This window comes from Glutamicibacter nicotianae (assembly GCF_016907615.1).
Taxonomy (GTDB): domain Bacteria; phylum Actinomycetota; class Actinomycetes; order Actinomycetales; family Micrococcaceae; genus Glutamicibacter; species Glutamicibacter nicotianae.
On the sequence record NZ_JAFBCH010000001.1, the window covers coordinates 1220795 to 1244023 of the forward strand.

Here is a 23229-nt window from a genome sequence, read left to right on the forward strand (position 1 = left end):
AAGGACAAAGAATCATGGCACACGCACTTCCACAACGCATCCTGGTTGCACCATCGGGCTTCAAGGAATCCCTCGACGCGGCAGCCGTAGCGGCAGCCATCGGCGCCGGCGTCCGCCGGGCATTGCCCGGAGCGGCAGTCAAGGCCGTGCCCATCGCCGATGGCGGCGAAGGCACCGCCGAAACCCTGGCCTGCTCTACCGGTGGCCAGCTGGTCCCGGTCACGGTCACCGGTCCGGTCGGCCAGCAGGTCCACTCGCACTACGCGATGCTCGGCGGCGAGGCGGCAGGAACCGCGGTCGTGGAAATGGCAGCCGCGGCCGGCCTGCGGCTGGTTCCCCGCGACCAGCGGGATCCGGGAACCACGACCAGTTACGGAGTGGGGGAGCTGATCGAGGCCGCGATCGATGCCGGGGCTTCCAAGATCCTGGTGGGCTGCGGCGACTCGGGCACCTCCGATGGCGGCATGGGCGCATTGCAGGCACTGGGAGCACGGATCCTCGATGCCAAGGGCCGCGAGGTCAAAGCCGGCGGCAATTACCTCGGACGCGTGGACCGGCTGGATCTTTCCGGCCTGCACCCGGCATTGGCCGCCGGGCAGGTGCAGATCACGATGGCGTTGAACCAGCACAATGTGCTGACCGGACCGCGCGGAGTGGCGCGCGTATTCGGACCGCAGAAGGGTGCCACCGAGGAACAGATGGAAAGCATGTCGGCAGGCTTTGAACGCTGGGCTTCGATCCTGCGCCGCGATGCGTTGGAGTCCGCGCGCTCCACCGATTTCGCCTTGGCCCCGGGTACCGGTGCTTCGGGCGGACTGGGTGCCGGGCTGGCCGCAGTGGGAGCGGTGCTCCTGCCCCGCTTCGAGGCGATCCTGGACTCGGGTTTGGCCGGCATCGATCTGGATTCGATGCTGCGCGGAGCGGACCTGGTCATCACCGCAGAAGGCGCCATCGACTTCCAGACTCCCAAGGGCAAGGTGCCGGCGGAAGTTGCGCGGCGCGCCTCGCTGCATGGGGTGCCGGTGGTGGCCTTGGCAGGCACGCTGGGCCGCGGCTGCCGCGACGTGCACGATATCGGCATCGATGCCATTGCCTCGATCATGCCCATTCCCATGACATTGCAGGAAGCAGTGGATGACGGGGAACGGCTGCTCATCGAAGCGGCCGAACGCTTCATGCGCACCATCATCCTGGGCGCGTCGATGGCCGCGGCACGGCTGAGCCCGCGCGTGGCCTGGTAAAAGATTCCGCTACAAGACGTAGCCGGCGACCAGCTGGGACAGGGCACGGATATCCACTTTGCCCTTGAACTCCAAGCGGACCTTGCCCAGTGAGCTGAACCAGAGATCCAGTTCAGCATCCAGATCGAAGGTTCCAGCCGTTTCAACCGAGAACGACTGGACCTTCGAATACGGCAACGAGGTGTAGTCCCGCTTCTTGCCGGTCATGCCTTGCACATTGACGGCGATGAGCCGCTTGTTGGTGAACACCACGTAGTCGCGGGCGCCCTTGAAGGCGGCCTGCAGCTCTTCGCCAGCAACCAGCATGGGCATGATTTCAGGAGCTACCTGCGACAGGTCCCAGGGACCCAATTTGAAGACGGAAGAATTATTGAAATCGATCATGCACCGAGGGTACCGAGCGCGGGGGACAGGTTGAGAAAAACAGGCGTGCCTCCTTGGCCGGTGAAATCTTGGCCAAGGCGGCACGCCTGTTTTCGCGAATTCGCTAGAGTTCGATAGCTGCCACTGCCCGCACTGCGCGGGCAGCCTCTGCACCCTTCTTCAGGAAATGCTCGAAATAGAAGGCCTGGTGCTCATCGTTCGAGTGAAAGTGGTGCGGGGTCAGGCTGACCGAAAAGGTCGGCACGTCGGTGTCCAGCTGCACGCGCATCAGCCCGTCGACCACAGCCTGGGCCACGAAGTCGTGGCGGTAGATGCCGCCGTCAACCACCAGGGCCGCGGCCACCACAGCATCGTACTTCCCGGTCTTCGCCAGGCGCATGGCCTGAAGCGGCATTTCGTAGGCACCGGGTACGGCAACGACGTTGATGGAGCATTCCTGCCCGGAAGCTTTCATCTCGGCTTTGAACCCGGCAAGCGCCTGGTCAACGATATCCGCGTGCCAACTGGCCTTGATGAAGGCGATGTTCAATGGCTTGCTCATGAGTTACTCCCTGGATCTGCGTGAAATCTTCTTGTTCTTTTGAACCACCCTAGTGCTGCAGATCTCAATGAAATAACTGGGGAAGGAGTCGGCGTAACGATTCCCCCGCTTCAGTGCCAACCCAGTTGCGGGGCCACGTGCTTGAGCACCGATTCGATGACGTGCGCGTTGTAATCGACGTCCGGCTGGTTTGGAACTGTCGCGGCAAACCTTGATACGTTCCAGCCGGTGCTTCGAATGCTCTGCCATCTGGCGCTCCTGCACACAGAAAACCAGCCCGCGCCTTGCGGCAACGGGCTGATCATGATGTGGCTATGATGGCACGGTCAATCCAGGCGCACCATCCTTCGTTGTGCTACCGCCAACCTAATTGCGGGGCCACGTGCTTGAGCACCGATTCGATGACGTGCGCGTTGTAATCGACGCCCAACTGGTTCGGAACGGTAAGCAGCAGCGTGTCGGCTGCGGCGATCGCTTCGTCCTCGGCCAGCTTCTTGGCCAGCTCATCGGGTTCCCCGGCGTAGGATTTGCCGAAGACCGCACGGGTCTTGGCATCGATGTTGCCCACCTGGTCGGAGCTGTAGCGGTCGCGGCCGAAGTACTGCCAATCGCGCTCGTCGGTCAGCGCGAAGATGCTGCGGCTGACCGATACCCGTGGCTCGCGGGCATGGCCGGCATCTTTTCAGGCCTGGCGGTAGAGCGCGATCTGCGCGGCCTGCTGGACGTGGAAAGGCTTGCCGGATTCATCGTCCTTCAACGTGGAGCTTTGCAGGTTCATTCCCAGCTTCGCCGCCCATACTGCGGTGGCATTGGAGCCCGAACCCCACCAGATGCGCTCGCGCAAGGTGCTGGAGTGCAGTTCGATGCGCAGCAAGCCGGGAGGGTTGGGGAACATCGGCTTGGGACTGGGTTCGGCGAAGCCCTCGCCGGAGAGCACTTCGAGCAGCCGCTCGGCGTGGCGGCGGCCCATGTCGGCATCCGATTCGCCTTCGCGGGGCTCGAAGCCGAAATGCCGCCAACCGTCGATAACCTGCTCGGGCGAGCCGCGGCTGATGCCCAGCTGCAGCCGGCGATTGGAAATCAGGTCGGCTGAACCTGCATCCTCGGCCATGTACAACGGGTTCTCGTAGCGCATATTCGAGTTATGACGTTAGCCTCTCCAAGGTGTGTGGACCGCTCAGCGCCAGTCGAGTGCGGGGCGACATGGGCGAGGACGGCCTCGACCCGTGGACGTTGTAGTTGAACCCTAACTAGTGGCGGGATACATGGCATTCGATCGCGAAGCCTGAGCATGTGATGTGTCGGCTAAACTTGCTCTATGTTGGAAATTCGCCCTAACTGCGAGTGCTGCGACCGGGATCTCGCGGCCGATGATCCGCAGGTCTACATCTGCACGTTCGAGTGCACTTGGTGCGCGGTCTGCGTCGACCACTTCGAAGATCGAGCCTGCCCGAACTGCGGCGGCAACCTCACACCGCGGCCGATCCGTCCAGCGCGGCTCCTTCGAGACAACCCACCGTCATCGAAGCGTGTGGTGAATCCCAATTGTCTGTCCCGCTTCGCCCGTGCCTGAAACACAGGTGACTGTCGAGCCCTTCTTACCAGCGTGTATCACCTAGTCTCAAGTAATTAGACACAAGCTCGTCCTTACCTCGTTCGGTTTGGCCGTTTCGGAACACGCGGTCCTTTCAAGTCTCGACCAAGCCAGTGATCCGTCGGACGGACACGAAGAAGCCGCAGCCGACGACGACAGAGTGGTCGCAGGCGATTGCGGCCTACTTACCGATGCCGAGCCACGCACTGCCGTTCACGTCGAGTGCCCAATGGATACCAGCGAAGGCCCCACCGATACCCATCCAGAGCCCAGCGATGAACGTCGCGACCGGCAGGAGCGTCAGGCACACACCCTGGCAGTGTACGACCAGAGCTGACAGGCCTCCAAGCGGTCGTTGGAGGCGCTCGACACGGTCGCTTGAAGCGAACTCGAGTAGCGCATGTTCGTGTTATGGCTCTCGTTTTCTCGGTCCGCGTCCCTCTACAGGTACCGGCAGACCTGGTCTGGGCTGCATGTGTCGGGGTCCGGGTGCGCGGCGTCGTGCCGGAGGTCGGCGATGGTGCCGTGCAGGGCGGTGAGCTGGGCGATCTGCTGCTCGATCTCGGCCAGGCGCGCGTCGAGGAGGTCTCGCACGTGCTCGCAGGGCGCGTGGCCGCTGTCGCGGATGTCGAGGATTTGGCGGATCTGGGCGAGGGTGAGGCCTGCGGCCTGGCCACGGTGAACGAAGTCGATCCGGGCGACGGCGTCGGACGCGTAGTCGCGGTACCCGGATGGCGTCCGGTCGGCCGGGGGCAGCAGTCCCTGCTCTTCGTAGAACCGGAGCGTCTTCGAGGTGGTGCCCGCGCGTTCGGCGAGTTCTCCGATGCGCATTGCGGCCTCCGATCATTCGGCAGGGGCCACGCTTGACCTTCCCCTGCACTGGAAGGTCCAGTATGGCTGAAACGGAACAGAAGTCCAAGCCTTGACGGGAGCAGCGATGCCTACGAAGTACGATCTCGCCATCATCGGATCGGGCGGCGGAGCGTTCGCCGCCGCGATTCGCGCGACCATGCTCGGGAAGTCGGTGGTGATGATCGAGCGTGGCACGCTCGGCGGCACCTGCGTGAACACGGGCTGCGTGCCGTCGAAGGCCCTCATCGCCGCCGCCGATGCACGGCACGTCGCCGCCGACGCCGCCGACCGGTTCCCGGGGATCGCGACGACGGCAGGCCCAGTGGACATGCCCGCGCTGATCGCCGGGAAGCAGGCGTTGGTCGAGACGATGCGGGGCGAGAAGTACGCCGACGTCGCCGATTCATACGGGTGGCACGTCCGGCGGGGAGACGCCGGGTTCGCGGGCACCCCGGACGCGCCGGTGTTGGAGGTCACCGCCGCAGACGGAGCGGTCGAGACGATCGAGGCCGAGCACTACCTGGTCGCCACCGGTGCGCGGCCGTGGGCTCCGCCGATCGACGGCCTGGACGAGGCCGGGTACCTGACCTCGACCACGGCGATGGACCTGACCGAGGTCCCCGAGTCGATGCTGGTGCTCGGCGGCGGCTACGTCGCCCTGGAGCAGGCGCAGCTGTTCGCCCGCCTCGGCTCCCAGGTCACCGTGCTGGTGCGGTCCCGGCTCGCGTCGAAGGAGGAGCCGGAGGTGTCCCGGACACTGCAGGAGGTGTTCGCCGACGAGGGCATCCGGGTGGTCCGCCGCGCGGTGCCGACCCGGGTGTCCCGGGACGCGGCGACCGGGCAGGTCGTGGTTACCGCGGACGTGTCCGGCGGCTCGCAGGAGTTCCGCGCCGACCAGGTGCTCGTCGCCCTCGGACGCCGTCCCGTCACCGACGGCTTGAACCTCGATGCGGTCGGGGTGAAGACCGGGGACTCCGGCGAGGTGGTCGTCTCCGACCATCTGCAGTCGTCGAACCCGCGGATCTGGGCCGCGGGCGACGTGACCGGGCACCCGGAGTTCGTCTACGTCGCGGCCCACCACGGCACCCTCGTCGCCGAGAACGCGTTCGCCGACGCCGACCGGTCCGTCGACTACTCCCATCTGCCGCGGGTGACGTTCACCGGACCGGCGATCGGCGCGGTCGGGATGACCGAGAAGGAGGTCGTCGCCGCGGGGATCCGCTGCGACTGCCGCGTGCTGCCCCTGGAGTATGTGCCCCGGGCGGTGATCAACCGCGACACCCGCGGGTTCATCAAGATCGTCGTGAACGCCGATACGAGCGAGATCCTCGGCCTCACCGCCGTCGCCAAGGACGCCGGGGAACTCGCCGCCGCAGGCGTCCACGTGCTCGGCAAGACCATCGCCGAAGTCGCCGACGCCTGGGCCCCCTACCTGACCATGACCGAAGGCATCCGGATCGCCGCGAAGTCCTTCACCACCGACCCGTCACTGCTCTCGTGCTGCGCATGAACGGCAACGCATGCAATCGGGGAGATCTCATCCGGAAGAGGTCCAGACGACGAGCGCCGATCACGACCGCGACGAACGGCGCGCCGGTCCCATCGTCGCCGCAGGGACCGGGCTGCTCCTACTGGCATGCTGCGCGCTTCCGTTGCTGCTCTGCTGCGGCCTGCCGCTCATCGCGGCGGGCGGAGCACTCGCAGGCGTCGGAGGGCTCCTCGGCAATCCCTGGATCATCGGTGCCGGGATCGCCGTCGCGATGGCCGTCACGGCCGGGATGCTCGTCAGGCTACGGCGGCGGCACCGAGGCCGCAGGACTGGCTGCTGCGAAAATCCTTCGACTGCTGATCGGAACCGGTAGCTCGATCGGATCCAGCCATCACCGCCAACGGGGCCACCTCGGCATCCCGCGGCCCTTCCAGGTCTCCACGAGACCGGCGACCCAGCGGACGGACGCGAAGAGTCCGTAGCCGGCCCCGGCGAGGCCCATGGAGACCACGAGCCAGCGACCGATCCCGAGCCACACGCTCCCGTCCACGTCGAGGGACCACTGAGCGCCCGTGATAAGCCCGGCGACGGCCATCCAAACACCCGCGACGATCACTGCGACCGGCAGCAGCGCGAGGCACATCGACGCGGCGACAGACCAAAGCTGACGGGCCTCCAGCTTCGCCGTTGTGGCGATGATCTTTTCGGCCCGCTCGTTCGCGGCGTCAATCTTGGCTGTTGCCACGGCCCCGGCGTCGGCAGCGGCCCTCTCGATCGACTGCACAGCCTGATCCCGGGCCGTGCTGATCGCGCTCGTCGCCTCGGCGCTGGCTTGGGTGATCGACTCCCGCCAGGCCTTCTGCGCACCGTTCGCGGCCCGCTCGAACTTAGCCCGGCTCTCATCGAGATGCTTGGCGGCAGCCTCGGACTTAGAGGCTGAGCCCTTCAGACTCTCCCCGTTGAGGTTCACGCTCATACCCGCGAGAGTGGACGCGATTCCGGCGAGCAGTTCGCTGTTCTCGTTCGACTCCGGCGGCGGCGACGTTGAGGTCAGCTGATGCGAGATCGCGGAGAGCTGCTTCTCCTGCTCCTCGCTGTCCACCTTCACGAACCCCGCGAGCTTCTTCTGCTGCTCGGTCAGCGTGGCGATCCTCGTATTCTGCGCCTCGACGGCGGCGAGGATCGAGGTCAACAGCTACATCGTCTCCGGACTGCCGAGCGGTTGCGGCGACTGCACGGGCCCGTTCTGCTGCTTCAGCCTGTCGAGTGCTGCGCTCATGTTCCTGCTCCTTCTGCTGCTGGTGGTAGTCGAAGAACGCCTGCGCGCCCTCCGGGGTGAAGTCCGCCGAGAGTGCGCTCGTGCGCTTGCGGCGCTCGGCACGCCCGGACTCGCCGCGGCGGTCCTCGATGTAGAGCGTCCAGGTCTCCTTGCCGACGTTCTTGCCCCGCTTGCTCACGGCGGTGTGCAGGCGCATCCGCGGCACCCGCTCGTCGTCGTCGCCGAGCTGCTGGTTCTGTTCCGCGATCACCGCTTCGAGACCGGCCTTGTTTACCGCGCGGGGATCGGCCAGGGCGGCGCTCATCCGGTCGCCCATCTCGCGGTCGAGCGACCCCTCGGCGAAGTCTTCGCGGCGCAGCTCCCAGTCCTTCGGCGCGTGCTCCTGCCGCTTCACGACCGAGAGCCCGTGCTCGCGCATCAGCTCGTCGTTCGCCGACTGCACGCCGCGCTGGTTCCCGGCCTTGCGGTCGTGGAACGTACGGTAGTCCGAGAGTGCCTTCCCGGTCCGGCTGTTGTGGTTGATCACCAGGATGTGGTTGTGGGCCTTACCCCGGCGACCGTCCGTATGCGTCACCACGAGGCAGTCCGAATCCGGGTGCATCTTTTTCGCGAGCAGGTATCCAAGATCGTTCACCCGCTGCACGTCCTCCGGGTTCTTCGGGTCGAACTCCTCATCGCTGAAGCTCTGCCGGTAGTGGAGGGCTTCGATATCGCGCTTCGTGTTCTGCGTGAGCGCGCGGGCACGCGCCGAGAACGCACCCGGGCCGCCCGGCACGTCGCACGTGACCGCGACCCCGCGCTCGTCCTCCTTGCCCCGGATGTAGTAGTCGCGGACGATCCGCATGCCCTGCTCGTCGGGGCGAGCGCCTTCGAGGTCCCAGCTCGCGACGATGTCGGCCATCGACTCGCGGCGCGCCTCGACGGGGTCGAGCGCGGCGCGGACGGAAGCCGGGTACTGGGCGTATCCCCGGGGCGCAGACGGCGGGACCGCGTGGCTCAGTGCGCCGAGGTTCGGGAACTTCTCCAGCGCGAGCTCGTAGCGCTGCTGGGAGAAGAGCACGGCGCGCAGGAGCCACTGACTCTCCGCGGGCATCCGGGCCAGGTCGATAGCTGCGAGCTCCTCGTCGCGCACGCCGGTCTTCTTGGTGCTGATGCGGGCCGAGCGATACTCGGGCCACTGAGCCTGTGCCCGCGTCGGGCCGATGTACTCGGCCAGGCGGTCGAAGTAGCGCCAGAGCGAGTAGCAGTCGGACGGAGCCCAGTCGGCCTGGTCCTCGTAGTGGATCCTGTCAATCACCGCCGAGGCTCCTTTCTGCGCACGTACTCGTTGACTTCGTTCATCTGCCCCTCAGCGATGCCGAGACGAGGGTTGGTGGTGACGATGTGGAAAAGACGTCCGAGCTTGCGCGCGAACACCCGATTGCCGTCATCGATCCAAACGACAGGTCGACCGTTGTAGCGCCGCTGGAGAGCCATGGCCTTCCACATCACTGCATCGCGCGATATGGCGACGCCAAACCGAGGTGGGGTTTCTCGCATGGACACGGCGACAGGGATGGGCTCGATGCCGAGCAATGGCGCGAGGTGCTTGTTGGCCGCTTCCTCCCACGTGGTCGCCCAGACCACGTCGGCCGACTCTCGGAGCCACTCGATCCAGGGGCCGTGCAGACTTGGGTTGATGGTCAGCTCCAGTGAGAGCGGAACCCGGCCGGGCCCGGAGACGAAGGGCGAGTCCGGGACATCGGAAGCCGGGATCTCGACCCGGCAGTCGATCCAGCCCGCGCCGAGCTCGGCAGCAGATGCGTCCGCGTTGAGCACGCCGTCGACGTCCAGCGCGACCACTGGGTGTCCGCAGTGCTTGGGCGTTGCCATTATTCCCCTCTCTGCATCAAGGGTCCCACGGCTGCGTGAGCCCTGCTTCTAGTCCTTCGCGACCCACTGACCGGTGACGCCGACCTCTGCTTCGACTTCGCCAGCTACGGTCTGGGTGGTCCCGTCCGGAGCCCCCTCGGCACCCTTGACCACTGCGACGTCGGCATCAGCGAACGAGTCTCTCTTCTCCAGGTAGGGGAAGTCGACCTTGACCAGCGAGTCGCTGCGACTGGTGCTGCACTCGTCGACTCGGGTCACGTTCGCGCCGTCGCTCGTCACGTAGTCCTTCCGTTGTTCCAGTCCATCGTCACCTGGTAGCGCATCGACAATGGCCGCAGACTCATTCACAGATACCGGCAAGACATCTGGAACGGTCGGCTCTTTGTACTCATCCTGGCCAACGGCAAGTCCAGCAGCAGCGTAGAACTGTTCTTCGAAATCGTTGCTCTTGAAGCTTTGAGCCTCTAGCCCCTTCTGGAGGCTACCGTCCTTCAGCTTTTGCTTGAAGCTGTCGAGCGAACCTTTGTAAGTACTCGTCTTCAACAATTTCTCAAGTTTCGCCCTGGCGTCGGCGGCGCGGGCTTTCCGTCTGGACGACTCGGACGCTCGAAGGGGCTCAACGTCTCCGCTCGCGTAGGAGACCTGGACGTCGACGCGGCAGTAGCCCGTGTCGAATGCCTTGGACGTTACCTCGAACCGTTCGACGGCGAGGCTTCGGCCCTCGGGGACTGCCTGCTTCAGCTCGTCGGAGAGCTCGATGGTGACCGGCGAGTTGCTGGAAACGAACGGGAGGGCATCGTCCGGGTCCGCGACGCGGAGGTTCTCGAACTGGTAGACGGCGCTATCCTCTGAAGCTTCGGCTGGACCGGGCTTTGCGCCGCTGCTGTCAGCGGAGCCACCGTTGGAGCAGCCCGAGAGTAGTAAGCCCGCAGCGAGCATGGAACTGGATACGGCGACGAAGCCGCGAGGGAACTTGGACGAGGTTATGCGATGTACATCCTTCGTGAAGCAGTCAATGAAGCTGGGATCTGTGAGCATCACCAGCAGAGCCCACGGCTCTGACCTTCGGCGGTCGTTACTGAACGCGAGGAACAGAAATGATGCTTATAGTCCGTGGAACTTTAAGCATCATGACCAAGGGGGATGTATTTAGTGAGTAGGTGAAGCTGATTTGGAACATGGAACCAGAGCCGCTACTGCGTGCGTGATAGCACGAGTCTGGGGAAAGCGAGACGCCCCTGCCGCTCTTGAGGGGCAGGGGCGTCAAATGATGGGGAAAGTGCTTATGCGGAGATTGCTCGCAGATGGCCTGCGAGGGCTGATGCATCGTTGCGGGCGAGGGCGTTGCGAACCATGGCGAGCAACGGCTCCCAGCTTTCCTCATGGATGCGCCGCTTGGCGAGGACGTCGCCGCTGGTCAACAAGCGGTGAGCCCATGCGAAGAGCGGCTGCTCGATGTCATGACCGCGCTCAATGACATGAGGCAACGCTTCGATCATGCGACTGGTGCCGACCTCGTCGCCCTGCTGGAGCGCCTGGAACAGTTCGATCCGGAGCGGATCATCCGTGAGGTCCAGTGTTCCCTCGTAGTAGAGCCGGTCGAGTCGAGCCAGCAGCTGCGCCCCGCGCCCGAGGACCGAGTCGGCGGACTGATCACGGACGGCGAGAATGCGCGCAATGTTGTCGGGGAGGAACGGCCCATGATTGCCGGTCTTCTTGTCCATGTAGCGCAGGATCTGCGCCCCGCCGATCCCGATGCCGTCCACGCCGGTCGTGACCGCATCAGGAATGTTGCTGAAGCGGAAGCCTGCGGAGAAATACGTCAGCAGGCCAGCTTCGTGCGCCCTGTGGACCAGCTCCACGGTGACCGGTTTCGTCAATTGGTCGGTGATGCAGCGGCTCGGGTACGTGTCCGCGGTGCCGTCCCACGTCACTTTATCGAACCCGGCGGCCGCGGCGATCTCGACGCCGAGCAGGCCGATCTCGCGTTGGGTCCTGGCCCAGCGAGGCTCGCCCGTCACTGCCACGACTTCAGGCCTGTCGTCAAGGAGCGGAACATTGATATTGAACGCGGCCGAGAGCACTTGGGCGTACCGGTCCCGGCGCACTTCGTTGGCCAGCGAGGATAGCAGCTGGACAGCTTCGCTCGCGGTCATGCGCTCCACCGCGAACTTCACTTCAGCCAACCCGTCCGCGAGCAGAGACGTGGCTGCTGCGGCGAACGTGCGGCTCGTCTTGATGAGCGAGTCCTCGACCGTGCCGTCGAACAGCGGGCGACCGATATAGCTGGATGTCGGCGCAGCCGACCCAACGTGCAGCCTGACCCGAGCCACTGTGCGCGGCGATGGGATGCGATACGGCTCCAGCTCCTCGCGGCTGCGGTCCACTCCTCGTTCGAGGTGTTCGACGTGCACGATCACGCCGTGCAGGTTCTCCTGCCGGAGCACTGTGCCGGCGAGGTGTCCCTCCCCGGGATCCGTGATCGAGGCGTAGGTCTGCACGTCCCTGAAGCCCGAGGTGCCCCAGATCGGGTAGGAGGTGGGGATCTGGATGCCGCGATCGATCAACCAATAGGCCGCGCGCACAGCGATCCGCTCGTCAGGAGTGAGGTGGTCGCCGGAGTTTCGGCGAAGTTCCAGCAGCTGGGTGATCGCGGCGAGGAATCGCTGGTCGCCGCTGGCCTGGACCGGGTGGAGCAGGTTCACCCAGGCGCTGATGCCCTCGTCGGTAATGGCCACTTGCGCCAAGGGAGCTGAAGCGGCCGGCTCGAACTCGTCGCGGAATGCTTCGAGCGCAGCTCGGTATGAGAGCCCAGTCTCCACCAGGGACGGGCTGTCGCGCCGCACCGCAGAGAGCACTGCCGCGAAGGCCTTCACGAGCACTTCTTGGTCCTTGAACCTCCGGGAGAAACCGTCGAGCTCCTTCGCCACTCGGCAATGGGATTCCCCGAAGCTCTCGTGCCCGCGCAGGCGGTACGAATCGTCCTTGGTGAAGGTGTCGTCCGTGTACCGTTCGCGAGTGAGATGCGCGTCGGCACGGGCGATGAGGTCGCCGAGATGATCGACGATCAGGTGGGCAGCAGCACCTGCACGCAGATGCGTGCTGACGGGTTGCTGAAGCGTGCGTTCGATGAGAGTGACCATAATGTCCCCTTTCAAGGGATAGTTCGAATGATGGAGCGAGTGGGCGCTCATGGCGTTGAGAGCAGGCGAACCTTGGTTTGGTCTCGAAGACGAGTCCCGGCTCCCGGCGTGATCCATGGCGCGTGCGTCAGATGCAGCGCCTGCATGCGCGCAACATTGCGCGACAGCGAGCCTCGCACTCGGGATGAAGTTGTCCATTGGGCGATAGTTATCCGCAAGGTGTGCTACTTTCTAATGGGAAGTGATCAGGTCGATTCTGACCAGAAGGAGCGAATGTGACTATTTGTGACGACGCCAAGGTCGCTGCGGACGGATCCGTCCGAGGCGACGTCTACTCGGCTGAGTGCCCGTGCAGGGATCTGCTGGACGTGGTCGCCAACAAGTGGGCAGCGCTCGCCATCGGCGCGCTGGAGGACGGCCCTCTGCGCTTCGGCGCGCTGCAGCGCCAGCTCCAAGGCGTGTCCCCGAAAGTCCTGACCGCGACGCTGCGCAGACTGGAGAGCTTCGACCTGGTGGATCGCGAGGTCATCCCGGCGGTGCCACTGCACGTGGAGTACTCGCTCACCGAGGCAGGACGCACAGCGCTGGGCCCGGTGTTCGCGCTGCGGGACTGGGCTGAGTCGCACTACGATCTCGCGACTTCTTCGGTCGCCGCGAGATAGGTCGCTTACCTCGGGGTAAGCAGTGCCCCTTGCGGGTAACTAGGGCCTCCGGAATAGCGTCGCACCATGAGCCGCTGCCCGCGGCTCTCCGCGACCCAAGGAAGGCCAGAACCACATGGCACCCGCAACAACATCCGAACTGACTACGATCCCCGCAGTCGTCTCCCGATCCGGCGGCCCGCTGAAGGGCGAGGACAGCCTCGCCGACGCGATCATGCCCGCTCCTGGAGCGCCGACCGGTCATGACATCCTCGTCGATGTGAAGGCGGTCTCCGTGAACCCCGTGGACGTGAAGATCCGCGCTGGGGCCGGCGGCCCGACCGACGATCGCGTCCTGGGCTGGGACGCTTCCGGCATCGTGCTGGCCGTCGGCGATGCCGTGACCGGCTATCAGGTGGGCGACGAGGTTTACTACGCCGGAGCGCTGGGGCGTCCCGGCACCTACGCGAAATGGCACCTCGTGGACGAGCGCATCGTGGGACGCAAGCCCGCGACCCTGACCCACGCCGAGGCGGCGGCGCTGCCGCTGACGACGATCACCGCGTGGGAAGCGCTCTTCGACAAACTGAAGCTCGACGCGTCGAGCACCGGCACGCTGCTCGTGCTCGGCGCGGCCGGCGGCGTCGGCTCCATCATGATCCAGCTCGCCAAGGCCCTCACCGGCGTGAAAGTCATCGCCACCGCGTCCCGTGACGAGTCGCGCGCATGGGTGAGCGAGCTGGGCGCTGACGCCATGGTGGATCATTCCGCAGCGGATTTCGAGGAGCAGGTGCTCCGTGAGGCTCCGGGCGGCGTGGACTACGTGTTCTCCCCGCAGAGCAAGGGACGCATGCCGTTCTTCGTCGCGGTGACCCGCCCGTTCGGCCAGATCGTCGCGATCGATGACGAGAAGGACCTGGACTTCATGGCACTGAAGGGGAAGTCGATCTCCTGGCACTGGGAGTTCATGTTCGCGCGCCCGATGCACGGCTGGGACCTCGAAGCCCAGCGCGAACTGCTGGACAAGGCGTCGGAGCTGATCGATGCGGGTGCGCTGCGCACCACGCTGACCAAGACGTACTCGCCGATCGACGCGGATCAGCTGCGCAAGGCGCACGCCGACGTGGAGACGGGACACGCTGTCGGCAAGATCGTCGTGGCAGCCGAGTCCTGACCGAAGCGCAGTAGACGAAGAGATCCCTGCCGCAATTGCGGCAGGGATCTCTTCGTTCGGGGAACCTTATGCGCCTCAAGCATCGCCCAAGGTGAAAACGACGGCCGCGCTCTGCCGACCCGTCAACACGGTGCGGTTCAGGCGGAGACCGATGGCTCTGCCGGCGGCTTTAGCCAGCGCCAGAGTCGGATCGGCTGCTTTTGCAGAGACCGCGGGTGCAGGCTTCTGGGTGCGGTCGGACTTGTTGGGCGCGTATGCGCGGGGGTTGTCAATAGCGACTGACATCGGAAGACCTCAAGACATGATTGTGCTTCCGGTTCCCCGCCACGTTCGTTGGGCTGTTTCACCGATGCCTTATCCGGGAGCAGTACCCCGCGCTTCAAAGTCGCGGCCCCGGTGGGATCTTCTTGTCTTCTATTCCCGCACTTGTCGACTCGCGGGTTCAAGGCGAGACGACTGGCGTGTCACCGCCGTCGTGGCTCGATGCGGATGAGGTCAGGGTCGAACTTGACGTGGCCAGGACGGATCGGGTCGATGGTCACCGTGACGAGCTCGTCGACGAGCATCCGCTTGCGGCCCATGTCCAGAGACTCCCACTTGGCCTCGACGATGGCCCTGCGCGCTTCCTCGCCGGCCGGGGCGTCGACGTCCGCCAGCAGATCAGCGGCCACCGACACCGAGCGATCGAGCAGCGTGGAGTCAATCTCGTTGATGCGCTTGTGGGCGAGGCCGAGCCCTTCAGTAATGTTCTTGACCGGTTGAGTGAAGTCCGCGAGGAACGGGGTCAGCTCTTCGATGCGCTCCACGAGGGCCTTGCGCTCGGAGAGCAGGGCTTCCCTGTCCACTTCCGGGTCTTGCTGCGGAGTCACCAGGGCGTGCACGTCTTCTTCGACCATCACGTCGACGGGTTCGCGCTGTCGGGTGAGGTGGAACTGGTTCCCGCAGCGGTAGGTCGGCTGCTTGCGGCCGTTCGTACTCGCAACCAAGGTCGCCCCGCATTTGCCGCACAGGCCGATCGTCGAGAGCAGGTACTTCGGCTGGTTGCCCTGCTTCGCTGCGCGGCGCACGTTGTCCTCCAGTTTCAAGACTGCCGCGCGCCAGGTCTGCTCGCTGACGATGGCCTGGAACTTGTCGCCCTGAACGGGGTACAGCTCTCCGGACTTGTAGTGCTTGATGTATCCGGCGTACAGGGGGTTCGCGAGAAGGTATCGCACGGCGTCGACGGAGAACTCGGATCCTCTCGCGGTCTTGTGGCCGGCTTTGTTGAGGTCCTCTCTGATCCGGCGGATCGACAGCGAGGGGTCGCCGAGGAATAAGCTGAAGGCCTTCTTTACGGCCTCGGCCTCCTCATCGATGAGTTCGCCCTTCCTTGTCCACCCGAAGGCCTTCTATGTGGACGTGGGTATGCCTTCCTCCCTTCTGCGACCGTTGTTGGCGATCTGACGTTCGGCCTTGCGCCGCGTCTCGAACCGAGCGATCGCCGCGAGCATCGTCGCTCGGAACTCGCCGTCGGCTGTAGACAGGTCGATAGCCCCGTCGACCGTGACGACGCGCAGGCCCATGTCGATCAACGTGTTCAGCTCCTTGGTGCTGCGCAGGAGCCGGTCCATGTCGACGGCGACGACCATCGAGAACCGCCCGGCCTCGGCGTCCTTGAGCATCCTGTCCCAGCCCGTGCCCTTGCCGCGCTTCTTCGTCGCGGAGACCACGATGTCGTCGTACACCTCGACGATCTTCCAGTCGCGGGCCACCGCCAGGGCCTTGACCCTCTTCACCTGCGTCTCGATCGTCCAGCGATCGCCCTTGCGGTCCTTCGAGGCCCGGACGTAGGCAGCCACCTCGTTCGTGTTCCTCAGCTCAACGTTTTTGACAATTTTTACAGTATACGTGAGCGAGTGTCACAACCGGAGAATGCGCTAGCGCATGATGATCACGCCGGTGCCGATCTCAATGCGGCTGGTCCGTGCGCCGATGGCGGCGAGCAGCGGGAACGGGGAAGCGTATCGCTGCGCGAAGTGGTGCACGCGGAAGTAGGCGCCGTCCGCGCCGAGCTCCTCGGCTGCGACTGCCAGGCCGATGGCCTGCAGCAGTGCGTCGGATGCTGAGCGGGTGCCGGATTGCGGATGGTCGGTCCAGTGGCCGAAGGACAAAAAGCCGATGTTCTTCATGCTTGGGGCAACAAGTGGCCGCATCACGTTATTCCGCGGCGGACCAGCACGGCTAGCGGCGCAGCAGCCGCCTATCCGAAAGCCCTGCGGCCCTATCCGGCTCCGCGTCGTTCATGCTGGACCAGATGCTGTCCAGGGAAAGGTCCAGCACTGCTGCAATGGCGGCGATGGTTGAGAACGCGGGAGTGGCTACGCGTCCGGTCTCGATTTTCCGCAATGTTTCAGGGGAAAGCCCGGCCTCGAGCGCGATATCGAGGATGGTGCGTTCCCCGCGCGCCCGCCGAAGCAGTGCACCAAGGTTCTTTCCCTGCTCGATTTCGCGGGGAGTAAGCGGCAATCTGACCATGGAAAAATTATAGTACCGGTAAAGTTTGACCGGTATAATAATTGGAATGATTGAGATACTCACCCCCAGCGAACTGGACCGCGCCCGGGACACCGGACGCCTTGTTGGCACCATCCTGCAAACACTCAAGAACCGGGTCAAGGTCGGCACCAACCTCCTGGAAATCGACACCTGGACCAAGGAACTGATCGAGGAAGCCGGCGCGGAATCCTGCTATGTCGATTACGCCCCCGCCTTCGGCAATGGTCCCTTCGGCCACTACATCTGCACCGGTGTCAACGACGCGGTGCTGCATGGCTTGCCGTACGACTATGCGCTCGCCGATGGCGACCTGCTGACCTTGGATTTGGCGGTGAAGCTGCGCGGCATCGCTTCGGACGCGGCCATCAGCTTCATTGTGGGAGAGAAGCAGCGGGCAGAAGATCTCAAGATGATCGAGGTAACCCAGCGCGCCTTGGCCGCAGGTATCGCAGCTGCGGTCCCGGGAGCCAAGATTGGCGATATTTCCTTCGCTATTGGCTCGGTGCTCACCGCCGAAGGTTATCCGGTGAACCTGGAATTCGGCGGCCACGGCATCGGCAGCACGATGCACCAGGACCCGCACGTGTCCAATGACGGCCGTGCAGGCCGGGGCTACACGCTGCGCCCGGGCCTGCTGCTCGCGCTTGAACCCTGGATCATGGAAGACACCAGCAAGCTGGTCACTGATAAGGATGGGTGGACTCTGCGCAGCTCCACCGGCTGCCGCACCGCGCATACCGAGCACACCATCGCGATCACGGATACCGGAGCCGAGATCCTCACCCTGCCAAAGAACTAGCAGTGTTCAGGGCAAGGCCAGGCCAGTGTCGCGGCCGCTTCATGCAGGGCGGCGCGGCACCGGCTAGGATCGCGGACCAGGCCAGCTGGCAGCGCCCCGGCAAAATCCCAGCCGTGGCCGGCGGCCATGTTCCGCAGATTCGCCAGATTTCGTTGATGCAGCGGCTCGGGGTGTTCCGGATAGCTGCCCAGGAGCAACGTGCCCCGGGTGAAACCGCGGGTACTGCAGGCCTCCAGAGTCAATGCCGTATGGTTCAGCGTTCCCAGATCCGGGCGGGCGGCCACGACGAGGCTGGCCCCCACGGCCTGCGCCAGATTGGCGATGGTTTCCCCGGCCGCTGTCAGTTCCACGAGCAATCCGCCGGCCCCTTCGATGATCACCACATCATGGGTGGCAGCGAGCTCGCCGACCTGCTGCACGTGCTGGGCCAAGGTGGGCAGCACAGCAGCCGGATCCAGCCCAGCGCACAGCGCTGCATCCACCGGTGCCATCGGGTGGCGCAGGCGCACCCCTTCGAAGGCCGAGAGCTGGCCGGGATTGCCCAGCCAGCGTGCCACATCCTGGGCGTCCCCGGGTTCTGACTCGCCCAGACCGGTCTGCGTCGGCTTGTAGATGGCGACGCTGTGCCCGTGGGACAGTGAGCGGGCGGCCAGCACCGCGGTGGCTACGGTCTTTCCGACCTCGGTATCGGTTCCGGTCATTGCATGGATCATTCCAGCATCCTCTCTGCAGGGTAGGTGATGGGCACTGCGGGTGGCGCCTGGAATGACAGCAGATGGCCGAAGGGCACGGGCGGCCCATCGGCGACGGCCAGCGGCAGGCAGCGTGCGGTTTCGGAGAGCACCAGCTCGGTTTCCATCCTGGCCAGGGAAGCGCCCAAGCACCGGTGGATCCCGTAGCCGAAAGCCAGTGAATCATCGCCGGCGGCGCCGAGCTCGCCACCGGCCAAGCGCAGCACCAGCTGCTCCCCGGTGGCGAATTCCAGGTCCCCGATCCGTGTGTCCTTGAGGGCAATACGCCGCCAGGTCGGCACCGAGGAGGCCCGGGCCAGCACCTCGCGCACCAGCCCCTGGGCCGCGGCCTCTTCCGTGCCCGCCTGGGCCAGGGCTTCCCAGCGATGGTCATGCAATGCCGAATACAATGCGGTCTGGATGAGCATCGAAGTGGTTTCCTGTCCGGCGATGCCCAGGAAATAAGCCAGCGAGCGGATCTGGGGTTCGGATACCCCGGCCCGGTGCAACGCGGCGTAGAGATTCCCATCGTCGCGTTGCACTGCTTGGTGCACCGATGCATCCAGCCAGCCGAAGTATTGTGCCGCGCTGCGGGCAAGCACCAGCTGCCGCTGCGCATCGGGCCAACCCCAGAACAGCTCCAGCGAGTCCCGGCTCCAGGCCTTGAGCGTCCCCACGTCGGGCACTGGCACCCCGGTGAGCCGGGCCATGGCTTCCACCGGGATCACGGCTGCCAATTCGGTGGCCAGATCCGCCGATTCCCCGTTGCGCAGCCTGGGTTCGAGGTCCGCGCAGATCCCGCGCACTCGGTCGAGGATCGGCTCGCGCTGGGCACGGACCTTGGCGGGGCTGAAGAATCCAGCGACAATCCTGCGCACTTCCAGATGCGCTGGGCCCGAAGCGCTGGCCAGCACCTCGGGAAGCGCGAAGCGCGCCCGGGCAAGGACCCGCAGCGCCGCAGGTTCCGGCTCCACCGCAGTGGACAGGGCATTGGCCGGCGAGAACTCATCGGGCCGCGCCAGGATGGCGCGGACGGTGTCCGGATCCTCGATGCTCCGGTAGCGCGCGTTGACAACGTCCGGGTAGGCCTCGGACAGCGGCCCGGCGAGCGGTGCCAGATCCAAGGCGCTCGCCGTCGCTGCGAAAGGGCAGCTCATGAATCCTCCTGGATGATGGCGCGGGCTACCGCGTGGATAGCTGCAGATAATTCCGGGTGCCCGTGGTGGGCATGGGCGGTGAGCCGGATGCGGGAGATGCCATCGGGCACGCTGGGCGGTCGGAAGCAGGCTACCGAGATGCCCTGGACGGCCAGCCTTTCGGCCGTGCGGGTTGCGGCGCCGGCACTGGGCATCTTCACCGAGAGCACGGCTCCGGCTCCGGCTTCCACGCGGCCGGCCAGGGCCGGGTGGGCTTGCAGCTGGTCGCGGATCAGCAGTGCATTCTCCGCCAGTGCGCCACGGCGTTGCGGCCCGGCCAAGCGCAAGGCCGCCAGCGCTCCGGCTGCCGCGGCAGGGGATAGCGCGGTATCGAAGATGAAGGTGCGGGCAGTGTTGACCATATGATCGCGCAGTGCCGCCGCGCCAGGCCCGCCCATGAGCACCGCGCCGCCCTGCGACCCCAGGGCCTTGGACAAGGTCGCCGTGGACACTACCCGTCCGTGGCCAGCCAGTCCGGCGGCCAGCACTGCGGAGCCTTGGCCGGTGGCAGCCAGCGAATGCGCTTCGTCAACCAGCAGCAAAGCGTCGAACTTGGCGCACAGTGCCGCCAGCTCAGGCAGCGGTGCGGCGTCGCCGAATACCGAATAGACGGATTCGACCACCAGCAGCACGCGGGGCTTGGGGCGCTGGGCGCTGCAGTTGGCTTCCAGCAGGCGGGTGAAATCAGCCAGGTCGTTATGCGCTGCGGTGGCGACCTCGGCACCCGAAAGCCGGGCGCCGTCGATCAGGCTGGCGTGGGCATGCGCGTCGAGGATGAACAGGCTCCCCGGACCGCCGAGGGCGGCGAGCACCCCGAGGTTGGCGGTGTAGCCGCTGGAGAACACCAGGGCGGCTTGGCGCTGGGCGTAGTCGCAGAGCCCGGCTTCCAGCTCGCGATGCACCGGCAGGGTTCCGGCGGCCACCCGGCTGGCCGAAGCTCCGGCGCCGTAATCCAGGGCGGCCTGCGCGGCGGCCTGCCGGATATCGCGATGCCCGGACAACCCCAGGTAGTCGTTGGAAGACAAATCGAAGAGCCCCGCCACAGCCGTGTCCTTGCGTTGCAGCCCCCGGCGCTGGCGTACCGTGGCGCGAGTAGCCAGCCAGGAGTCCCAGTCCGGCTCAGCCATGGACCTGCTCCACGGCGCCCACCACGCCGCGGCCCAGTTCCGCGAGCTGTTCGGGGGTGCTGATATACGGCGGCATCACGTAGACCAGGTTCCGGAAGGGGCGGACCCAGACCCCGCGCTGGACGGCTGCTTCGGTCACCGCGGCCACCTGGACGGGGGAGGCGAGCGCGATGGCCCCCACCCCGCCCAGCACCCGCACTTCCTGCACCGAGGCCAGATCAGCGGCCGGTGCCAAATGGGTGCGCAACCCGGATTCCAAGGTGGCGAGCTGCTGCCGCCACGGAGCGCGCTCTGCCGAGGTGCCCGGTTCCCCGGCGAGCAGATCCAGCGAAGCGCAAGCCACCGCGCAGGCCAACGGGTTGCCCATGAACGTCGGGCCGTGCAGCAATGCCGCGCTCTCCGAGTCCCCGCTGCCGGACAGGGCAGAAGCGATCCGCGAAGAGCACAGCATCGCCGCCAGGGTCAGATACCCGCCGGTCAGCGCCTTGCCCACGCACATGATGTCCGGTTCGATGCCGGCATGCTGCACCGCGAACAGCTGCCCGGTGCGCCCGAAGCCGGTGGCGATTTCGTCGGCGATCAGCACCAGCCCGTGGCGGTCTGCCAGCTCGCGCAGGATGCGCAGCACCGCGGGGGGATAGATGTGCATCCCGCCGGCTCCCTGCAGCACTGGCTCGAAGACGATCCCGGCCAGCGTGGTGGCGTGGGCCGCGATCAGCTCGTGCGCTTCCTGTTCCCATTGCGCCAATTCAGCGGCTGAATATTCCCAGCCGCCGGCGGCGTCGCGGCGCGCCGCCGGAGGCTTGGGCAGGAACAGCTCGCCGGAGGAGCGCGGGGCGAACGCGGCATGCATGCCGTCCACCGGATCGCAGATGCCCATGGTGGCGAAGGTGTCCCCGTGGTAGCCGCCGCGCAGCGCGGCAAAGCGGTGGCGTCCGGTGTGGCCCTTGGCCTCCTGGTATTGCAGGGCGAGCTTCAGCGCGACTTCGACGCTGATCGACCCGGAGTCGGCCAGGAACACGTGGCGCAAGCTCTCCGGGGCCAGCGCGACCAGGCGTTCGGCCAGTTCGATGGCCGGCTGGTGGGTCAGGCCGCCGAACATCACGTGGCTGAAGCGCTCCAGCTGGCCGCGAGCCGCGGCATCCAGAGCCGGGTGGCGATAGCCGTGCACCGTCGACCACCATGAGGACATCCCGTCGATGACCTCCCGCCGGGTTCCTGCGGCGTCTTCCAGGACCAGCTGGGCGCCGTGCGCCTCGCGCACCGCATAGTGCGCGCCGGCATCCAGGGAAGCATAGGGGTGCCAGAGCAGCCCGGCATCCCGCTCCAGCAGCGTCGTTCTGGTGGCGATCATGCGTTAGGGCTCTGCGCGGTTCCGGCGCCGCGGCGGCGCAGCACCGGTTCGGCGCTTCCGTTGCCGCTGCCGCAACCGGGGGCAGAACTGCCGCAGGGCGAAGAATCAGCAGCGGAGCAGCAGGAACCTGCGCAGCCAGAGGATCCGGCATTGCCGGCATCCGATGGCTGGCGCGCTGCATGGCCGGCGGCTTCGCTCAGTTCCGCGGCCAGCTGCATCGGGTCCTTGCCCTGTTGCCCGAGCACCACGAACCCGGCGTCGGCAATCATTGCCAGGTCGGCTTTCGCATCCTGGCCTTCGCTGGTTAGGTAGTCGCCGAGGAACAGCGAATTGGCCACTTCCAGCGCGGTGGCCTGCAAGGAGCGCAGGTGCATCTCGCGACCGCCGGCCATCCGCAATTCCTTGTCCGGGCAGGCCATGCGCACCACGGCCAAGATCCGCAGGCAGGCCAGCGGTGTCAGGTTCCAGGTCCCTTCCAGCGGGGTGCCATCGAATGGCATCAGGAAGTTCACCGGAATGGAATCGGCATCCAGCGCGCGCAGTGCGAAGATCGCCTCGACGAGCTGCTCTGGGGTTTCGCCCAGGCCGACGATGAGCCCCGAGCAGGGGGAGAGACCGGCGGCCTGGGACTGCTGGACGGTGGAGACGCGCTCGTCAAAGCTGTGCGTGCTGCAGATTTCCGGGTAGAGGGATTCGGCAGTATTCAGATTGTGGTTGTAGGCATCGGCACCGGCCTCCTTGAGCCGCTGGGCCTGCCCCTGCTTCAGGATGCCCAGGCAGGCGCAGACCTCCACCTCGGGATGGTCTTCCTTCAGCGCGCCGATCATCGCAGCCACCCGGTCGACATCGCGGTCCGTGGGCCCCTTTCCGGAGGCCACCATGCAGACCCGCGAGGCGCCGCCGGCGATGCCCAAGCCGGCCTGGTGCACCGCTTCTTCGGGTTTGAGCCAGGTGTACTTCAGGATTTCAGCTTTGGAGCCCAAACGCTGCGAGCAATACGTGCAGTCCTCGGGGCACAGGCCGGACTTCAGGTTGACCAGGTAGTTGACTTTCACCGTGTTGCCGAAATGCTTGCGCCGCAGCAACCCGGCCGCGTTGACCAGCCGCGTCGTGTCTCCGTCCGGCGTTGCCAGCAGGCCGAGGGCTTCTGCCTCCGTGAGCTGGTGGCCGTCGGCGATGCGGGCGGCCAGCTCGGTGAATTCTGCGGTGCCGATGCGTTGCGTGGAGATGCTCATGGGGTCCTTCGCGTGGTTGGGCGACTGCCTGCCAAGAATCAG

General features: G+C 65.7%; 22 protein-coding genes and 3 pseudogenes. 6 read left to right on the top strand and 19 right to left on the bottom strand.

What is annotated here, in order from left to right; translation table 11 throughout:
• Positions 1-14 precede the first annotated feature (14 nt).
• Entirely contained in the window at positions 15-1241 is a 1227-nt protein-coding gene (locus tag JOE62_RS05975; protein WP_204721135.1) for a glycerate kinase family protein, read from the top strand.
• A gap of 9 nt (positions 1242-1250) precedes the next feature.
• On the opposite strand, the gene JOE62_RS05980 is transcribed toward JOE62_RS05975, so the two are convergent.
• The 3 genes and pseudogenes from JOE62_RS05980 to JOE62_RS16735 all read right to left on the bottom strand — a co-directional run.
• Positions 1251-1625 (bottom strand): PH domain-containing protein, encoded by a 375-nt coding sequence (locus JOE62_RS05980; protein WP_128469776.1) that lies wholly within the window; start codon positions 1623-1625, stop codon positions 1251-1253.
• A gap of 103 nt (positions 1626-1728) precedes the next feature.
• Positions 1729-2166, bottom strand: coding sequence for a 6,7-dimethyl-8-ribityllumazine synthase (locus JOE62_RS05985; protein WP_204721137.1), 438 nt, complete (start codon positions 2164-2166; stop codon positions 1729-1731).
• 355 nt (positions 2167-2521) lie between these two features.
• A pseudogene (locus JOE62_RS16735) lies at positions 2522-3304 on the bottom strand (LLM class flavin-dependent oxidoreductase); the annotation flags it as partial.
• Positions 3305-3484: 180 nt separating this feature from the next.
• Between JOE62_RS16735 and JOE62_RS05995 the strand changes: the two are divergent.
• Complete coding sequence (locus tag JOE62_RS05995) at positions 3485-3739, top strand: DUF1272 domain-containing protein (RefSeq protein ID WP_204721139.1); 255 nt, start codon at positions 3485-3487, stop codon at positions 3737-3739.
• A gap of 462 nt (positions 3740-4201) precedes the next feature.
• Here JOE62_RS05995 and JOE62_RS06000 read toward each other — a convergent pair whose 3' ends face one another.
• A complete protein-coding gene (locus JOE62_RS06000) occupies positions 4202-4591 on the bottom strand; it encodes a heavy metal-responsive transcriptional regulator (RefSeq protein ID WP_166824977.1) in 390 nt (129 codons plus the stop codon).
• A gap of 106 nt (positions 4592-4697) precedes the next feature.
• Here JOE62_RS06000 and merA point away from each other — a divergent pair, with 106 nt between their 5' ends.
• Positions 4698-6122 (top strand): mercury(II) reductase, encoded by a 1425-nt coding sequence (gene merA, locus JOE62_RS06005; RefSeq protein WP_061225165.1) that lies wholly within the window; start codon positions 4698-4700, stop codon positions 6120-6122.
• A gap of 370 nt (positions 6123-6492) precedes the next feature.
• Here the strand turns inward: merA and JOE62_RS06010 are convergent, their stop codons facing one another.
• The 5 genes and pseudogenes from JOE62_RS06010 to JOE62_RS06030 all read right to left on the bottom strand — a co-directional run bounded on the left by JOE62_RS06010 (position 6493) and on the right by JOE62_RS06030 (position 12395).
• Positions 6493-7296 (bottom strand): ABC-2 transporter permease, encoded by an 804-nt coding sequence (locus JOE62_RS06010; RefSeq protein WP_420842191.1) that lies wholly within the window; start codon positions 7294-7296, stop codon positions 6493-6495.
• Between the two features lie 496 nt (positions 7297-7792).
• Positions 7793-8473: pseudogene (locus tag JOE62_RS16740) on the bottom strand (relaxase/mobilization nuclease domain-containing protein); the annotation flags it as partial.
• 200 nt (positions 8474-8673) lie between these two features.
• Positions 8674-9252, bottom strand: a complete 579-nt coding sequence (locus tag JOE62_RS06020) for an HAD domain-containing protein (protein ID WP_204721140.1) — start codon at positions 9250-9252, stop codon at positions 8674-8676.
• Between the two features lie 48 nt (positions 9253-9300).
• Positions 9301-10293 (bottom strand): hypothetical protein, encoded by a 993-nt coding sequence (locus JOE62_RS06025; RefSeq protein WP_204721142.1) that lies wholly within the window; start codon positions 10291-10293, stop codon positions 9301-9303.
• Positions 10294-10535: 242 nt separating this feature from the next.
• Positions 10536-12395 carry a hypothetical protein gene (locus tag JOE62_RS06030; RefSeq protein WP_204721144.1) on the bottom strand — a complete coding sequence of 620 codons (1860 nt, stop codon included), beginning with the start codon at positions 12393-12395 and terminating at the stop codon, positions 10536-10538.
• A gap of 275 nt (positions 12396-12670) precedes the next feature.
• Between JOE62_RS06030 and JOE62_RS06035 the strand changes: the two genes are divergently transcribed.
• Together JOE62_RS06035 and JOE62_RS06040 are read left to right on the top strand one after the other, a co-directional pair.
• Complete coding sequence (locus tag JOE62_RS06035) at positions 12671-13057, top strand: winged helix-turn-helix transcriptional regulator (protein ID WP_338085756.1); 387 nt, start codon at positions 12671-12673, stop codon at positions 13055-13057.
• Positions 13058-13172: 115 nt separating this feature from the next.
• On the top strand, positions 13173-14210 hold the full coding sequence (locus JOE62_RS06040; protein WP_204721146.1) for a zinc-binding alcohol dehydrogenase family protein: 1038 nt from the start codon (positions 13173-13175) through the stop codon (positions 14208-14210).
• A 75-nt stretch (positions 14211-14285) separates the two neighbouring features.
• Here JOE62_RS06040 and JOE62_RS06045 read toward each other — a convergent pair whose 3' ends face one another.
• The 5 genes and pseudogenes from JOE62_RS06045 to JOE62_RS06060 form a co-directional block, all read right to left on the bottom strand.
• Positions 14286-14495, bottom strand: a complete 210-nt coding sequence (locus tag JOE62_RS06045) for a hypothetical protein (protein WP_038989742.1) — start codon at positions 14493-14495, stop codon at positions 14286-14288.
• Positions 14496-14674: 179 nt separating this feature from the next.
• A complete protein-coding gene (locus tag JOE62_RS16830; protein WP_476729782.1) occupies positions 14675-15565 on the bottom strand; it encodes a recombinase family protein in 891 nt (296 codons plus the stop codon).
• Between the two features lie 33 nt (positions 15566-15598).
• Complete coding sequence (locus tag JOE62_RS16835; protein ID WP_476729780.1) at positions 15599-16048, bottom strand: recombinase family protein; 450 nt, start codon at positions 16046-16048, stop codon at positions 15599-15601.
• Positions 16049-16129: 81 nt separating this feature from the next.
• Positions 16130-16378 (bottom strand): annotated as a pseudogene (locus tag JOE62_RS06055) (LLM class flavin-dependent oxidoreductase); the annotation flags it as partial.
• A gap of 52 nt (positions 16379-16430) precedes the next feature.
• Positions 16431-16724, bottom strand: coding sequence for a helix-turn-helix domain-containing protein (locus tag JOE62_RS06060; RefSeq protein ID WP_058255293.1), 294 nt, complete (start codon positions 16722-16724; stop codon positions 16431-16433).
• A 46-nt stretch (positions 16725-16770) separates the two neighbouring features.
• Here JOE62_RS06060 and map point away from each other — a divergent pair, with 46 nt between their 5' ends.
• Positions 16771-17544 (top strand): type I methionyl aminopeptidase, encoded by a 774-nt coding sequence (gene map / locus JOE62_RS06065; protein ID WP_038989739.1) that lies wholly within the window; start codon positions 16771-16773, stop codon positions 17542-17544.
• On the opposite strand, the gene bioD is transcribed toward map, so the two are convergent.
• From bioD to bioB, 5 genes are read right to left on the bottom strand one after another with little or no spacing between them, the layout of a single operon-like run.
• Positions 17541-18257 (bottom strand): dethiobiotin synthase, encoded by a 717-nt coding sequence (bioD, locus tag JOE62_RS06070; protein ID WP_204721148.1) that lies wholly within the window; start codon positions 18255-18257, stop codon positions 17541-17543. The genes map and bioD overlap by 4 nt on opposite strands.
• Entirely contained in the window at positions 18254-19432 is a 1179-nt protein-coding gene (locus JOE62_RS06075; protein WP_204721150.1) for a cytochrome P450, read from the bottom strand. Before JOE62_RS06075 ends, bioD begins: the two co-directional genes overlap by 4 nt.
• Positions 19429-20598 (bottom strand): aminotransferase class I/II-fold pyridoxal phosphate-dependent enzyme, encoded by a 1170-nt coding sequence (locus tag JOE62_RS06080; protein ID WP_204721153.1) that lies wholly within the window; start codon positions 20596-20598, stop codon positions 19429-19431. The genes JOE62_RS06075 and JOE62_RS06080 overlap by 4 nt, the downstream gene beginning before the upstream one ends.
• Positions 20591-21952, bottom strand: coding sequence for an adenosylmethionine--8-amino-7-oxononanoate transaminase (gene bioA, locus JOE62_RS06085; RefSeq protein WP_204721155.1), 1362 nt, complete (start codon positions 21950-21952; stop codon positions 20591-20593). Before bioA ends, JOE62_RS06080 begins: the two co-directional genes overlap by 8 nt.
• Positions 21949-23187: a biotin synthase BioB gene (gene bioB / locus JOE62_RS06090; RefSeq protein WP_204721157.1), complete on the bottom strand. Its 1239-nt coding sequence runs from the start codon at positions 23185-23187 to the stop codon at positions 21949-21951. The genes bioA and bioB overlap by 4 nt, the downstream gene beginning before the upstream one ends.
• Between the last annotated feature and the right edge of the window lie 42 nt (positions 23188-23229).